This is a genomic window from Desulfoluna sp. CYM3A (genome assembly GCF_056829965.1).
Genome location: NZ_CP186556.1, coordinates 4,821,561 through 4,835,452, shown reverse-complemented (window position 1 = coordinate 4,835,452; position 13,892 = coordinate 4,821,561). Strand labels below are relative to the sequence as shown.

Sequence of the window (13,892 nt, the reverse complement as noted above, 5' to 3'; positions counted from 1 at the left end):
CTCCTGCGAAAACGGTTGCCACATATCACACATCACGCGAATGCTCCGAGACCGATGGCATTATGGCTGCCTTCATGCATTCGCCATAGGGTTTCCAGGTGCCCCCACCTGGCCGCCGGAGGCCTGCTTGTTCCACTCCCGTTAACCATAGAAGGCGTATTGGCATGTGCCACCTCCCTTACCCCCCGACATTCACCGTGAGCCCCATGCTTTCCAGGCGTGCGGCGGCTTCCACAGGTGACCGGGCAGGGGCGATGTCTCTCCCTTCCAGGGGATAGGGGAGGGTGAGAAGGGTGTATTTGCTTGTCTGGTAGCTGTGGTAGGGCAGCAGGTGCACGGGGGGCGGGTTGTCCAAACCGCTTAAAAACCGGCCCGTCTCGTTCAGGTTCTCCTCGCCGTCGGTGATACCCGGCACCAGGGGAATCCTCACGGCAAGGGGTGTTCCGGTGCCTGCCAGGTACCTGAGGTTGGCGAGGGTGCGCTGGTTGGGCACCCCGGTGAGGCGGCGGTGTGTTTCGGGATCCATGTGCTTGAGGTCGCAGAGGACCAGGTCGGCCCTGGTCGCCACATCGGCCACCACGGCCCGCGGGGCGTGGCCCGAGGTGTCCACGGCTGTGTGAAGGCTCTCTTTGGCGCAGGCGGACAGGAGGGCCAGGAGAAAGTGGGGCTGGGCCAGGGGCTCGCCCCCGGAAAAGGTGACCCCGCCTCCGGACTCTTCGTAGAAGGGGCGGTCTTTGAGGAGGCGCTCCATGACGTCATCCACGGTTGCCGTGCGGCCCACAAGCTCCCTGGCTTCGGCCGGGCAGGCCGTCACGCAGGCTCCGCAGACCCGGCAAGCGGGGGCCAGGGAGGTCTCCGGGGTGGGCGTCTGGTCCGGGCAGGCTGTGCGGCACTCCCCGCAGCCGATGCAGCGATCGGGCCGGACCAGAAGATGGATCGAGGGCATCAGGCCTTCCGGGTTGTGGCACCAGGCGCATCGCAAGGGGCAGCCTTTGAAGGCTGCTGAGTGCCCGGTCCGTCGTGGACGGCAAAGGGTTTGATATCGAAGAGGGTTCCGGTGATTCCCATGGCCTGGTATTCCTTTTCTGAAAAGAAAAGGGTATGTTAATACAACGATTTGAAAATGGGAACCGTCAATGTCTCTTCACCGACAATCAGGAGGGCCTATGCCTGGGGTACGCCGTTTTGAGGTGGATGATGTGCTTTATCCGTTCGAGTCCCACTGGTATGAGTGGAACGGGGCGTGCATGCACTATGTGGACGAGGGAGAGGGGGTGCCTGTGGTGATGCTTCACGGTAACCCTACCTGGTCCTTTCTCTACCGAAAGGTGATCCGCAAGCTGCGGGGGCGGTGTCGGTGCATTGCCCCGGATTATCCGGGCTTCGGGTTCTCGGACCATCCCAAAGGGTACGGCTACACCCCCAGGGAGCACGCCGGGTGGGTCAAGGCGCTTCTTGGACACCTCAAGCTGGATCGTTATGTGCTGGTGATGCAGGACTGGGGCGGGCCCATCGGGCTCTCCATCGGGGTGGAGGCTCCGGAGAAGGTGGCGGGGATGCTCTTGCTGAACACCTGGTGCTGGCCGGCCCCTATGAACGCCAGGGCGTTTTCCTGGGTGATGGGGGGGCCCTTCAGGGAGTGGATGCACCAGAAGCACAATGTGTTTGCCCGCAAGGTGGTTCCCTGGGGCATTGCCGGGCCGTCCAAGCACGACCCCGACGTGATCGCAGCCTATCTCTCTCCTTTTTCCACCTACGAGTACCGAAGGGGCACCGCCGAGTTTCCCCACCAGATTCGAAAGTCCGGTGACTGGCTGGCTTCCATCGAGAAGCGGTTGAAGCTCCTGAGGGGGGTGCCCAAGGAGATGGTCTGGGCCATGAAGGACCCCGCCTTCGGCAGCAACAAGTATATTTACCGATGGCGGACCTATTTCCCGGATATCTTCACCGTACGGGTGGACAACGCCTCCCACTATCTACAGGAGGACTGCCCCGAGACCATTGTCGACTCCCTGGAGCGGGTGCTTGAGGATGCCGCTACTCGTGAAAGTGCTGAACCTGATACGTAAAGACGTCAAGGCCGGGCTCCCGCCAGGCTGTTCTGGAGAGGCCGGCCTTGAGGCAAAGCTGGGAAAGAAACGCCTCGGCCTGGAATCTGGTCCCATACCTGGGGAAGAAAAAGTACTTTTCCACGCGCCGCCTTTTTTTATGAGGACCCCGTCAAGGCCGGTGCGAAGGCACGTGAGCAGGGTTTCCGGGGTCGTGAACTCCAGGGGCTCCGGCTCGGTGAGGAGGCTCAGCTCAATGTGGAGCTCATCGAATTCCCCGGCCTCCACCGGGTTGAAGCGCTGATCGCGAAAGGCCGCGGCATAGGTGTTTTCCCGGACCGACTCCCGGAGGGTGGTGACGGGCAAAAGGGTGCCGATGCATCCCCGGAGAAGCCCCTGGCGGGTGAGGGTCACGAAGGTGGCCTGCCTGCGCTCAAGGGACGGGTGGTCGATGTTTGGTTCTTCGTCCGCTGTGTCCCAGGGAATCCGAAGGGCTTCGGCCAGGGTCTTGCGGGCCAGCTTGAGCAGGGCCGTGCCCTGGTGTCGGTCGAGGTGCGGGCTGCCGTGGTCGGTCATGGGGCCTCCTCATATGCGGGGGGAACAGGCAATGGGTTACGGGGTGCGCCTCGATACCTCAGGCGGTGCCTTCAGCAACGAGTCGTGCAAAGTGCGCATAGCTTCGGTCAAAGGTCTTGTGCCTCCGGGGGAAAAGAACAGGTGGTGAAGCTGGTTTTTGCCCCGGTGGCGTGGCCGCTGACGCACTGGCAGCAGGCGCCTTTTTTGTCGCAGTCGTAGGACAGGGGCAGTTGGCGCGGTTTTTTTCCAGGGTGCAGTCCATGGGTGTCTCCAGTTCAGCATCATGGGTGATGACTAAAAATAAGGTAACGATTCAGCTTATGCCTCCGGCGGCCCTGCCGGGGGCCAAACGTTTGAAAAGTTTGACAAACAGGTTTTAAACCATCATTTCAAGGCTCCGCCGAAACAATCCAGGCACATTCGCAAGCATCAGGAACGTTTTTTGCGGAGCTTTTTTTCAAAAAAGCGACCCGCCGGAGGCAAACGACAGCAGAACAGATACCGAGCTGGTTTATATGCCTCCGGCAGCTCTGCCGGAGGCATTTTTTCCTAAAGCAGCCGGATGTTCCAGTTCCACTCTCCGGGGCGTTTTTTGAGCTTTACGCCTTTGGGAATGGGCTCGTGCATGGTACCAGCCAGACTTGAGTTCTGCGGACTTGTCCGTGATGTCCACCCTCCAGTTGGGGAGAGCCAGTGGTTCTCCCCGTGTTTGGCCACCCAGGACTCTTCGCCTTTGGGGCTGGCAAAGGCGTCGTGGGGGTTGAGGTCCGGTGTCAGGGTCCGGGCGAGGGTCAGGGGGTAGTACCCGGCCACCACCACGCCCGAGGAAGTGGGTGCAGAGGCCTTGGCCAGGTCCCTGAAATCTTCCCGTGAGAGCTCCGGTGAGGCCATGACCCCTGTGAACCCGCGCTGTTTCAGGGATTCTGCTGCCAGGGCGTTGGCGATGTTGCAAAAGGGGCCCGCCCAGAGGTGGAGCCCTTTTCGTTTGGCCTCGGGAAAGAGGGCCATCTGCCAGGGGGCGCCCAGGACAAAGTGTTTGGCGCCGAAGTTGATGAGGCGCCGGACCAGGGCCGCGTACTCCTTCTCTTCATCGGGCCAGATGACGGGGGAGAGCCACCACCAGCGGTTGCCCACGCCCCCTTTGCGGGTTTTGGGCACTGCTTTTTCCGAGACCCAGGTGGCCTTTTCCGTGTTTTTGGGGCCGTGCCTGTCCTCCCGGAAGAGGTAGAGGGTGGTGGCGCGGGGCGCTTTTTTCGGCCTGTGGCGCATCACCTTGGGAGCCGCGCCGTGGTGGCGGTCACCGGCCGGGAGAGCGGTCGTTCTGGCCAGCTCGGCGATGGCGTCTTTGAGCCCTTTTTCCCGGCGGTCGATGAGAAAGACCGGGGTTCCCTTGGGGGGGATGCGCTCTTTCTGGGGCGCGATGTGGAACTTCCCTTTTTTGGGGACGCTGGCTTTGACGCGGCGGATGAGGTGGCCCCGTTCGTCTTCGTAGCCGATGCGCAGGAGGTCGCCGGGGAGCAGGGGCTCCCTGGGGCTGAACCAGGGGGCTTTAAAGGAGCCCTGGAGCCTGCCGAGCATGAGGCCGGAGCCGGTCTGGGCCTTGACGTCCACTGGGTTGTAGGGGCGGTGGGGCAGGAAGTTGTAGTGGGTGCCGGAACGTCCCAGGGCCAGCTCCAGGAGGGCCTGGGCGTTTTTCTTGGTCTTGGGATCCTTGCCGTTGTCCCGCAGCATCTTGTAGGCCAGGGTGGTGTAGTAGACGTAGTGGGGGCCTTTTTTGCGGCCCTCGATTTTCCAGGTGGTGACCTGGGGGATGTCCAGGAGCACCTTGACCAGGGTGTCCAGGGAGAGATCCTGGCAGGAGAAGAAACGCTCGTTTTTGTGCCCCTGCTTGTAGACCCGCCTGCAGGGCTGGACGCACCGCCCCCTCAGGCCGCTTTTGCCGCCCATGTAGCTGCTCCAGTAGCAGCGCCCCGACACCCCGTAGCACAGGGCGCCGTGGATGAAGACCTCCAGGTCCACGCCTTTGGGCACGGCCTCGGCAGCGGCTTTGATCTCTTCCACGTTGAGCTCACGGGGCAGGACGATGCGGTTGGCGCCTGTGGCTTCGATGGCCTCTGAAAAACCCTGGAGACGTTGGCCAGGGTGGAGAGGTGAAGTTCCCCTTTGAACCCGGCGGCTTCGGCCAGGGCCGGAATGGCCGGGTCCGCAAAGATGATGGCATCGGGGTTGACGATGCGGGCCATTTTTTCCAGCTGGCTCAGGGCGCGCTCCAGCTCGTGCTCCTTGAGCATGGTGTTCATGGTGACGTACACTTCGGCGTTTTTCTGGTGGGCCAGGCGGGTCAGGGCACCCAGCTCTTCCATGGCGAAGTTGTCGGCCTCCATGCGGGCGGAGAAGCTCTTCAGGCCGCAGTACGGCTCGGCGGCCAGGGCAGCCAGAAAAGCGTTTGTAGCCTTGCCGCGGGGGCCAGGATTTTCGGGGGGGTATGGGCAATGCCGTTTTCCGGCATGGTGTGACTCCTTATGTTGTCTTATGGTTCGCGGCGGTTTTGTCCCCGCAATGAAAACGCCCCAGGCCGGTGAAAAAAGGGCCGATGAGGCGTAGCGGCGCTGCCGGCGGGTGCATGCATCCGGAATATGGGTGTTTCGGTATGACAGCAGGGGAGACCGGGGTGTGCCGTGAATTTTTTGTGGCCACCACCATGGGGGAACACAACAGTCACCAAGATATCAAATTTGAAGGTAAAGTAAACAGATTCGATGCCCGGTGGCAGGGTCATCGCATTTAATAAATCAGTTGCCTTCGGCGGGTCGCTTTTTGAAAAAAGCTCCGCAAAAACGTTCCGGTGATCAAGGCGCTTATCTTCAGCCCCGCAGAGAGGTGCCAAAGATAAGCGCCTTGATAAATTAAAAAGAAAGAGGGTCATACCCTTCTCTGGGACGCATCCTCAAAAAACAAAACCTGTTTGTCAAACGTTTCAAAAGTTTGGCCCCGGCAGGGCCGCCGGAGGCAAAAATCTAAATGCGCTAACCCTGTGCCCGGTGGGTGTCCCGTTTTCGTGGGGTTTTCCCGGTTAAAGTCAGACGAATTCCAACGGCCTGCCATGGCATGTCCAGACGAGTGGCACAGGCCTTTTCTGCAACACCGGTTGCCATGTGTCACACATCACGCGAGTGCCCCGAAAGCGTGTGTAAAGCGATAGCCTCCGTGCCTTCGCCAAAGGGTTTCCAGGTGCCCCACCTTGAAGGCGGAGAGCCTGTTTGAGCAGACTCGTGACCTGGAAACATGGTGCAGAGCGCCATAGGTCCTTGACTGCACGGGAGATCACGACTAAGGAGGGGTGATGCAACAGACACATTCCCCCACACGGACCGTGATGACCCTGGCGGCCCTGTCCGCCATTGCCGCTTTTTCCATCGACACCTATATCCCTGCCATCCCCACCATGGCCCGGGCCCTGTCGGCCCCCATTCACAAGGTGGAGCTTTCCATCAGCACTTTTTTTATCGGGTATGCCCTGGGGCAGCTGTTCGGCGGGCCGCTGTCCGATCGCCTGGGGCGCAGGCGGGTGGCTCTCATGGGGCTTTCGTTTTTCCTGGCGGCCAGCTTTCTGCTGATCTTTTCAAAGAGCGTCTGGCAGCTCCTGGCCCTTCGTACCCTCCAGGCCGTGGGGGGCGGGTTTGCCACGGTGGTGGCAGGGGCAACGGTGCGGGATCTTTACGAGGGCAGGGAGGGGGCGCGCATGATGTCCCTGGTCCAGTCCGTCACCATGGGAGCGCCCCTGGTGGCCCCGGCCGTGGGCACGGCCCTTCTCGCCGGATTCTCCTGGCACGCCATTTTCCTTTTTCTCTGCGGCTACGCCCTGTTTCTCATGGCTGTGTTGACCCGGCATTACCCCGGGGAGGGGCACCCTGCCCCGCATACCGAGGCCATGAGTCCCAGGGCTGTGGCGCGTCAGTATGCCGGTGTCCTCCTTCACCCTGTCTCGCCTCTTTTCATGCTGGTACACACCTTTGGTTGCGGGGGGCTGTATGCGTTTTTAACGGAGTCAGCCTTCATGTACATGGGGTATTTTCATGTGTCCAAGGAGCTGTTTCCTGTTCTTTTCAGCTCAGGGGTGGGGGTGGTGATCCTTTTGGCCCGTCTCAACGCGCGCCTGGTCCGGTGGGTTCATCCCATGGACCTTTTGACCTGCGGGATCCTTTTGCAGGTGGTGTGCGGAACGGCCCTGGCCATCCAGGCCACCTTTTTTGTTCCCGTTCTCTGGGTGACGGTGGGGCTGAATCTTTTTTTTATCGGCTCCCTGGGCCTTGTCATGGGGAACACCGTGTCCGGGAACCTGCAGTATTTTCCGGAAAAAAGCGGCACCGCCCATGCCCTCATGGGGGTGGTCAACTGCCTGGGGGGCGCGGTGGCCGGTATCACCGTGAGCCATTTCCACGACGGCAGCCTGCGCCCCCTGGCCTGGGTGATGTGCGTGAGCGCCCTGTGCGCCTTCGGGGCCCTCGGGGTGCTGCGACGGCGGGTGGGGCGCCTGGGGTGAGGGTGTGTCTTTTTTATACGGGTTGCGGGGCAGAGTGGGGCAAAGTGTATCGGTGCGGCGTGGGTGATGGTTTTTCTTTACACAGTGTCGCAATTTTATGAGACATGTCTGCATGATGTCCCGATGGGACGGTAAGAACGGGGCAGGGAAGTGGCACGCAATGCCCTAAAAACAGCGGTTATTGTCTTTTTGTTTTTGTTTGGCACGCATTCTGCATATTTCTCGATGGTACAACGCATCATTAACCCCATATACGGAGGTGAGGCATGAACGCCATCGAATCACGAACGACCCGATATGAAGAATCCCTGGAAGAGGTGACCCTGGAAGCTGTGGTTGCCGCTGTAAGCGACTCCATCGAGCCCGGTGAAGAGGCCATCATTGCCCATGTGGTAAACCGCATCCTGCGCCAGGCAAGTGCCGAGGCTGTAGGCAGGTGATGCCTGCGGACGGGAGAATGTCCTCCCGGCCCAGCCGTTTATCCAACCATGACGTTTGATTTTTCAAGCAAAATTATATAAAACCCCTTTGATCCGTGATGTCGTGTCATGATCAAAGCGCCGGGCCTCGTTGATCCACTGGACATCGGGGCTTTTTGCGGGGCACAGGCCCATGCCCGGGCAGTGGCGCACCCCGTGATGCGGGACCGCGAGGCACCCATTCGCAGTTTGAGCGAGGCCGTTGCAACAGGCAGGATAGATTTTCCGTGGAGAGATCCCGGTTTCCCTGGCAGGAGCTTCATCTGGATACAGATACCGGGTGGGGCAGGGACCGTGACGCTCTTCGATGACGCAGCCGGATGGCATCCGATTGCCCTGCCGATATTATTTCATACCCCAACTGATTTAAGTCCATAATATAGGGATACCTTTCATGACAAACCAGAAGAATTCCATTGTTCGCCAGAGAGACAAAGAGACCTATGCCGTGGTTCCCCACGTACCCTGCGGAGTGGTCACCCCCGACACCCTCAGGAAGATTGCCGATGTCTCAGAAAAGTACGATGCCGCAGCCCTGAAGATCACCAGCGCCGCCCGTATCGCCATCGTGGGCCTCAAAGAGGACGACGTGCCCAAGGCCTGGGACGACCTGGCCATGGTCCCCGGCCAGGCCGTGGGCAAGGTGGTACGAAGCGTCAAGGCCTGTCCCGGCACCACCTTCTGCGCCATGGCCAAGCAGGATGCGTTGACCATCGGTATGGCCCTGGATGAGAAGTACCACGGCATGGAGCTGCCCAGCAAAACCAAGATGAGTGTGTCGGGCTGCAAGAACCAGTGTGCGGAAAACTGCATCAAGGACGCCTCCCTGGCCGGAACCAAAGATGGCTGGACCCTCATGGCCGGTGGTGTGGGCACGGGCCGCCCGCGCCTGGCAGATATCATCGCCGAGGACCTCGATACCGAGGAGGCTCTGGCCATGTTCGATCGCCTCATCGAATACTACAAAGAGAACGCCAAGAAGGCCGAGCGTATGGGCCGCATGATCGACCGCATCGGCCTGGACGTTGTCAAGGCCGCGGTGGCCGGTGAAAAGGCAGCCGCCTAAGCTGACCGCACCTTTCCAGACATCTTTCAGGATGTAAAAAACCCTTTCCCCGCTTGCGGGGAAAGGGTTTTTTTTATGGTTTTTTATGGGGTAGGGCCCTTTTTAAACGTGCCAGTTTCTTGGGTTGAAACAAACGATACGGACACTCTCAATGGGCATGTCGCCGCGATTAAGTGCGTGGAACGGGGGGGGCGGCATGCAGCTTTTGAGGGTGCTCCCCTTGCTGTCGGAGGCCGTGCGGTTCAATCCATAATGGGCACGTTGACGACGTACCCTGTTACGTCAAAGCTTGTGAGCCAGCCCGCACAAGCCCTCAACGTTCATGTCGGGCGCAGCCCGAGTCGAAGGCCATTGCGATTTTTCCTTAGGAACGAAGGGCAAATCGCAATGGCAATGAGCTTTCGAGGTGGCTCACCTCGCCGCCGGAGGCTTTCTGGTTACGATGCCTTCAGGCGGGGCTCTGCGTACATAGCCTCAATGGTGTCGGCATAGCGCTGCAGGATGACTTTTCGCTTGAGTTTGGAGGTGGGTGTAAGTTCTCCGGCGGCCTGGGTCAATTCGGCGGGAAGGAGGGTGAACCGCTTGATTTTTTCCACGCGTCCAAGGTGTCGGGTGTGGTGGTCGATGCGTTCCCTGTAGAAGCCGATGACCTCCGGGTGGGCCACAAGCTCTTTTCGGGAGAGCCCCTGGAGTCCCAGGATATCGGCAAGGGCGTCAAGCATGGGGAAGGAGGGGACCACAAGGGCCGAGATGTAGGGCTTGCCGTCACCCACGGCCACGGCCTGTTCCACGTAGAGATCCTCTTTGATGGCGGTTTCGATGGTTTGGGGAGAGATGTTTTTGCCCCCGGCGGTGATGAGGATCTCTTTGATGCGGTCGGTGACCCGGATGTAGCCTTTGTCCGTGATCTCGCCGATGTCTCCGGTCTTGAACCACTCGTCCCGGGTGGGGCCCTCACTGATACTTCGGGGTTGTTGGTGTAGCCTTTCATAAGGGACGGACTCTTGGCCTGGAGCTCTCCGTCTTCGGCAATGCGGACCTGCATGAGGGGGATGGGCTTGCCACTGGTGCCGAAACCGATGTCTTCCGGGGTGCAGACGCAGATGGGAAAGATCTCCGTCAGGCCATAGCCCACCCCCAGGCGGATGCCTGCGTTGACAAAGAACTGGTTGATCTCCGGGTTCAGGGCGGCTCCACCGGCGTGGAAGAATTTGGCGCGCCCTCCCACCACCTCCCGGATTTTCGAAAGGACCAGACGGTCTGCCAGGGCGTACTTCAGGGTGAGGAATCGATCGGGCTGCCCCTTGGCGTTGGTGATCCTGTGATATTCACCACCGGTCCGTATGGCCCAGTGGAAGAGGTTTTTCCTGAGGTTGGGGGCCTTTTGCACGCCGTCCTGAATGGTGCCGTAGATTTTTTCCCAGACCCTGGGGACGCTCACCATGTAGTGGGGCCTCACCTCGGCAAAGAACTCCTTTACCTGGTGGGTGTCGTGGCAGTAGTGGTTTTCGGCTCCCCGGGAGAGCATGAACCAGGTCCAGCTCCTTTCGAAGACGTGGCTCAGGGGGAGAAAAGCAAAGGAGACGTCGGTGGGTTCCACGGGCATGGGGTACCCCGTGCCATACAGGGATGCGAGGATATTCTCATGGGTGAGCATGGCTCCTTTGGGCGGGCCCGTGGTGCCGGAGGTGTATATCAGGGTGTAGAGATCCGAGGCGGCGGCTTCCTCCAGACGTTTTTCGTGCTCTTTTTCGGCGTCTTCTTGGTGGTCAAGGGCGATAAACTCGGCAAACGAGAAGCTTTGGGTGCCCTCTTTGAGCTGTACAGAGGCAGAGAAAGCCACAAGAACCTCAAGGCCCTGGTTTTGTTTCTGCACTTCAAGGGCCTTGTCGTATTGCTCCTGGTCGTTGACAAAGAGGACTTTGATGCCCGCGTCTTTCACGATGTAGGCCGTTTCATCCGCCGAGTTGGTGGGGTAGACAGGCACTGTTACCCCTCTGACGGAGAGGATCGCCAGGTCGGCCAGGGTCCAGGCCGCACGGTTTTGTGAAAAAATTCCCACCCGGTCCCCCACCTTGACGCCGCAGGAGATGAGCGCCCTGCCCAGGCTGTCGGCCATTTTGCCCATCTCTTCCCAGGTCACCGATTCCCAGGGCCCGTCGGCCCTGTCCTTCAAGGCCACTTTGGTGCCATATCTGGGGATGCGTCTTCGGATCATTCGGGCGATGTGTTGCTCTTGCTGAAGGAAAGCCTGGAACTCAGCGGGATGGTTCGATGTCATGGGGCTGCCTCTTCTTTGATAAGTGATGTAATCATCGTTTTATTGGTAGAACATGATTATATCAAACAGGGCAAAGGATCAAGGCCCCGATAACTTCCAAATGCCGGGGACAGGTTATTTTTTCTGGACTTTCTAAGGTGTTGCATGCGAAAGTTGTCGGGCTGGTAACATCCTCTAATTCATTTCTATTTAATCTTGCTTTGTAAACATTGTGAATGGCCAGAAAGGAGAACGCGATGCCTCGGATTCCTCGTATGGTCGTAACGGACCCCGGCCAAAAGGTTGCATATCATGTGATCAGCAGAACTGCTCTGGACGGGCTTCCCTTCAAACAAGTTGAGAAAGATGAACTGGTGCGAATTATCCAGCGTTATTCGGCGGTATATGCCGTGGATGTTGTGGGTTACGCCATCATGGGGTCGCATTTTCATCTCCTCGTGGTGGTGACGCCTGGTGAGATGGTCTCCGACGAGGAGGTGGTGCGGCGTTATCATCTTCTCTACGGTGAGGGCACCGGTTTCCCGGAAGCGCAATTGGGCGAATTCCGGAAACGGTTTACCAGCCTGTCTGCATACATCAAAGACATCAAGCAGACCTTTTCTATCTTTTACAACAAACGGAAGAAGCGAAAAGGAACCTTGTGGGGCGAGCGGTTCAAAAGCGTCATTGTCCAGGAGGGGAATGCGCTGACCAATTGCCTGGCGTATATCGATTTGAACGCCGTGCGCGCAGGGATCGTCAAGCGACCGGAGGCATACAGGTGGTGTTCCATCGGGTACCGGATGCAAACCGGAAACCGGGAGGGGTTTCTTTCATCAGAGCTGGGGACCCCTGAGTTCGGGGGCGCTGACCCTGCAGCGCAACTTCAAAGCTACCGCGAGTTTCTGTATCACATGGGGGCCATAGAAAAGAGAGGTAAGGCTAAAATTTCACAAAGGATCCTTGATAAAGAGACCTCCACGGGCTTTAAGTTGCCTCAGGCTGCCCGGCTTATGTGTCGGTCCCGGTACTTTACGGATTCGGGGATCATTGGTTCTCGCGCGTTTGTGGAAACAACCTACGGCCTGTTCAAGGGCCGTTATCAGACAAGACGGGAGAAAATTCCTGAAGCCGTCGAAGGCATTGAGGGGTTGTTCTCTTTGAAACGGCTTGCGGGTACCTCCTGAGTCGCCACTACCCAGGGGCCGCACACAATACGCCCAGTACGAATTTTGATGGCGTGGAAAAAATAACCTGTCCCCTTTAAAATTTCTTTTTAGAATCAGTGAATCAGGGTTGGTGGTATGGGATCCCCCATCGTTTCATTCGTTGCTTCCAGACGGCGGTCGACGTCGCTCGTGCGGCCTCGGCCTTGTTCCGTTGGGGCTCCATGGAGGCGAGCTGTCAGCAGTCCCGGGTCAGGGGCCGGAAGGGAGGGGTGGTTCTACGGCAGTGCTGATCTGGTAAGTGTCCTCGATTCCAGGGGTAGGTGGTCCGGGAGGATGGTGCGGGCGTTGCACAGCACAAAGGCATGCTCGATGGCATTTTCCAGTTCCCGCACATTGCCCGGCCAGTGGTGGTCCAGGAGCCGCTGCATGGCCGTGGGGGATATCTTTTGGATGTTTTTGTCCGTTTCGGCGTTCAATCGGTGACAGAAATGTCGCACCAGCAGGGGGATGTCGGTTTTTCTCTCCCGCAACGGGGGGACGCCGATGGGGAAGACCTTAAGGCGGTAGTAGAGGTCCTCCCTGAATTTTCCCTCTTTCACAAGGGCATACAGGTTCCGGTGGGTTGCGGTGATGACCCGGATGTCCAGACTTCGCTGCCGGGACTCCCCGATGCGCTCGATGGTGCGTTCCTGAAGGACCCTGAGGAGCTTGACCTGCACCAGGGGGCTCAGCTCGCCGATTTCGTCGAGGAACACCGTGCCGTGGTTTGCTTTCTCCAGACGACCGACGCGGTCGGCGGAGGCCCCTGTAAAGGCACCTTTGGCGTGGCCGAAGAGCTCGCTCTCCAGAAGGGATTCCGACAGGGCCGAGCAGTTGACGATGACAAAGGGCCCTCTGGCCCGTTCGGAGTTGTAGTGGATCGCCCCTGCCACCAGCTCTTTACCGGTGCCGCTCTCCCCCTGGATCAGGATGGTGGCCTGGCTTGCCGCCGTGGCCTTGATGGCCATGAACACCGCCTGCATGCAGTCGCTCTTTCCGATGATCCGGTCCAGCCGGTGGCGATCCCCAAGTCGTCTGGTGGCCTCCTCTAAGGTCGTCCGGGCCTTTTCCAGTTTTGTGAGATCTGTGATGGCCTCCACGATCCCGATCACCTTTCCGGTTTCATCTTTGACCGCAGTGGCGTTTTTGATGGCCGGGATGTCGTGGCCGGCTTTGTGCTTGAGAAAACACTCCCGGGCACCGGTGATGTTTCCTTCCAGAATGCCGCAGCGGGTGGGGTCTCCGGTTCCCAGGACACCGAGGCAGTTGGAGATCTTCAGGGTCCCGCAGGTTTTGCCGATGGCCTCATCCGCGGAAAAGCCGGTGATCTGCTCCATGGATTTGCTCCAGAAGGTGATGTGTCCGGTGATGTCCAGGGTGAATACCCCGTCGGCGATGGTGTCGATGATCTGTTTCAAGGCCGGGTGGTCGTTCATTTCGCGGAGTAAAGTCTTCACGTCAACGCTCCTGGTTCTGGCAGAAAAGAGATGGAAAGGAGACCGGGCTGTTCATGTGGGGATCGCAGAGTGCCCGGCAGGCCCAAACGTTAACCCACATGGTACGCTTTGGCATGGCTTCATGCAAGGAATTCCCATTGTTTTGGTTACTCTGGGAAAATCGAGTTAACGGTTTTTGGCGGTGGGTTAACGATTGTCTTGTTGGGAGTTAACGTAAACCTATGCTTTTCTCAGCTCCTTTCCACAGAAGATAGT

12 protein-coding genes and 3 pseudogenes are annotated in these 13,892 nt (G+C 59.0%); 5 read left to right on the top strand and 10 right to left on the bottom strand.

Annotated features, from left to right (window positions below):
* Positions 1-178: 178 nt before the first annotated feature.
* Together ACOYW1_RS24500 and ACOYW1_RS24495 are read right to left on the bottom strand one after the other, a co-directional pair.
* Positions 179-946, bottom strand: a complete 768-nt coding sequence (locus ACOYW1_RS24500; RefSeq protein ID WP_482420121.1) for a glycyl-radical enzyme activating protein — start codon at positions 944-946, stop codon at positions 179-181.
* Complete coding sequence (locus tag ACOYW1_RS24495; protein ID WP_482420120.1) at positions 946-1,068, bottom strand: hypothetical protein; 123 nt, start codon at positions 1,066-1,068, stop codon at positions 946-948. Before ACOYW1_RS24495 ends, ACOYW1_RS24500 begins: the two co-directional genes overlap by 1 nt.
* A gap of 98 nt (positions 1,069-1,166) precedes the next feature.
* Between ACOYW1_RS24495 and ACOYW1_RS24490 the strand changes: the two genes are divergently transcribed.
* A complete protein-coding gene (locus ACOYW1_RS24490; protein WP_482420119.1) occupies positions 1,167-2,069 on the top strand; it encodes an alpha/beta fold hydrolase in 903 nt (300 codons plus the stop codon).
* Here the strand turns inward: ACOYW1_RS24490 and ACOYW1_RS24485 are convergent.
* The 5 genes and pseudogenes from ACOYW1_RS24485 to ACOYW1_RS24465 form a co-directional block, all read right to left on the bottom strand.
* Positions 2,038-2,193, bottom strand: coding sequence for an AMMECR1 domain-containing protein (locus ACOYW1_RS24485; protein WP_482423813.1), 156 nt, complete (start codon positions 2,191-2,193; stop codon positions 2,038-2,040). The genes ACOYW1_RS24490 and ACOYW1_RS24485 overlap by 32 nt on opposite strands.
* Positions 2,193-2,624 (bottom strand): annotated as a pseudogene (gene amrA, locus ACOYW1_RS24480) (AmmeMemoRadiSam system protein A); the annotation flags it as partial. The gene ACOYW1_RS24485 and the pseudogene amrA, both read right to left, overlap by 1 nt.
* Positions 2,625-3,173: 549 nt before the next feature.
* Complete coding sequence (locus ACOYW1_RS24475; protein WP_482420118.1) at positions 3,174-4,685, bottom strand: U32 family peptidase; 1,512 nt, start codon at positions 4,683-4,685, stop codon at positions 3,174-3,176.
* 122 nt (positions 4,686-4,807) lie between these two features.
* Positions 4,808-4,867: pseudogene (locus ACOYW1_RS24470) on the bottom strand (hypothetical protein); the annotation flags it as partial.
* Positions 4,868-5,154: 287 nt separating this feature from the next.
* On the bottom strand, positions 5,155-5,550 hold the full coding sequence (locus ACOYW1_RS24465; RefSeq protein WP_482420117.1) for a hypothetical protein: 396 nt from the start codon (positions 5,548-5,550) through the stop codon (positions 5,155-5,157).
* A 417-nt stretch (positions 5,551-5,967) separates the two neighbouring features.
* On the opposite strand from ACOYW1_RS24465, the gene ACOYW1_RS24460 reads away from it, so the two are divergent.
* The 3 genes from ACOYW1_RS24460 to ACOYW1_RS24450 all read left to right on the top strand — a co-directional run bounded on the left by ACOYW1_RS24460 (position 5,968) and on the right by ACOYW1_RS24450 (position 8,712).
* A complete protein-coding gene (locus ACOYW1_RS24460) occupies positions 5,968-7,167 on the top strand; it encodes a multidrug effflux MFS transporter (protein WP_482420116.1) in 1,200 nt (399 codons plus the stop codon).
* 266 nt (positions 7,168-7,433) lie between these two features.
* Positions 7,434-7,607 carry a hypothetical protein gene (locus tag ACOYW1_RS24455; protein ID WP_482418182.1) on the top strand — a complete coding sequence of 58 codons (174 nt, stop codon included), beginning with the start codon at positions 7,434-7,436 and terminating at the stop codon, positions 7,605-7,607.
* A 433-nt stretch (positions 7,608-8,040) separates the two neighbouring features.
* Positions 8,041-8,712, top strand: a complete 672-nt coding sequence (locus ACOYW1_RS24450) for an NAD(P)/FAD-dependent oxidoreductase (RefSeq protein WP_482420115.1) — start codon at positions 8,041-8,043, stop codon at positions 8,710-8,712.
* Between the two features lie 437 nt (positions 8,713-9,149).
* On the opposite strand, the gene ACOYW1_RS24445 is transcribed toward ACOYW1_RS24450, so the two are convergent.
* Complete coding sequence (locus ACOYW1_RS24445; protein WP_482423812.1) at positions 9,150-9,521, bottom strand: hypothetical protein; 372 nt, start codon at positions 9,519-9,521, stop codon at positions 9,150-9,152.
* 182 nt (positions 9,522-9,703) lie between these two features.
* Positions 9,704-10,930: pseudogene (locus ACOYW1_RS24440) on the bottom strand (AMP-dependent synthetase/ligase); the annotation flags it as partial.
* Between the two features lie 356 nt (positions 10,931-11,286).
* On the opposite strand from ACOYW1_RS24440, the gene ACOYW1_RS24435 reads away from it, so the two are divergent.
* A complete protein-coding gene (locus ACOYW1_RS24435) occupies positions 11,287-12,159 on the top strand; it encodes a transposase (RefSeq protein WP_482420114.1) in 873 nt (290 codons plus the stop codon).
* Between the two features lie 257 nt (positions 12,160-12,416).
* Here ACOYW1_RS24435 and ACOYW1_RS24430 read toward each other — a convergent pair whose 3' ends face one another.
* Positions 12,417-13,637 carry a sigma-54 interaction domain-containing protein gene (locus tag ACOYW1_RS24430; RefSeq protein ID WP_482420113.1) on the bottom strand — a complete coding sequence of 407 codons (1,221 nt, stop codon included), beginning with the start codon at positions 13,635-13,637 and terminating at the stop codon, positions 12,417-12,419.
* Positions 13,638-13,892 lie beyond the last annotated feature (255 nt).

Coding starts and splice junctions, on each gene's coding strand:
- ACOYW1_RS24490 (WP_482420119.1), top strand. CDS start 1,167: ATGCCTGGGGTACGCCGTTTTGAGGTGGATGATGTGCTTTATCCGTTC.
- ACOYW1_RS24500 (WP_482420121.1), bottom strand. CDS start 946: ATGCCCTCGATCCATCTTCTGGTCCGGCCCGATCGCTGCATCGGCTGC.
- ACOYW1_RS24450 (WP_482420115.1), top strand. CDS start 8,041: ATGACAAACCAGAAGAATTCCATTGTTCGCCAGAGAGACAAAGAGACC.
- ACOYW1_RS24495 (WP_482420120.1), bottom strand. CDS start 1,068: ATGGGAATCACCGGAACCCTCTTCGATATCAAACCCTTTGCCGTCCAC.
- ACOYW1_RS24460 (WP_482420116.1), top strand. CDS start 5,968: ATGCAACAGACACATTCCCCCACACGGACCGTGATGACCCTGGCGGCC.
- ACOYW1_RS24455 (WP_482418182.1), top strand. CDS start 7,434: ATGAACGCCATCGAATCACGAACGACCCGATATGAAGAATCCCTGGAA.
- ACOYW1_RS24465 (WP_482420117.1), bottom strand. CDS start 5,550: ATGACCCTCTTTCTTTTTAATTTATCAAGGCGCTTATCTTTGGCACCT.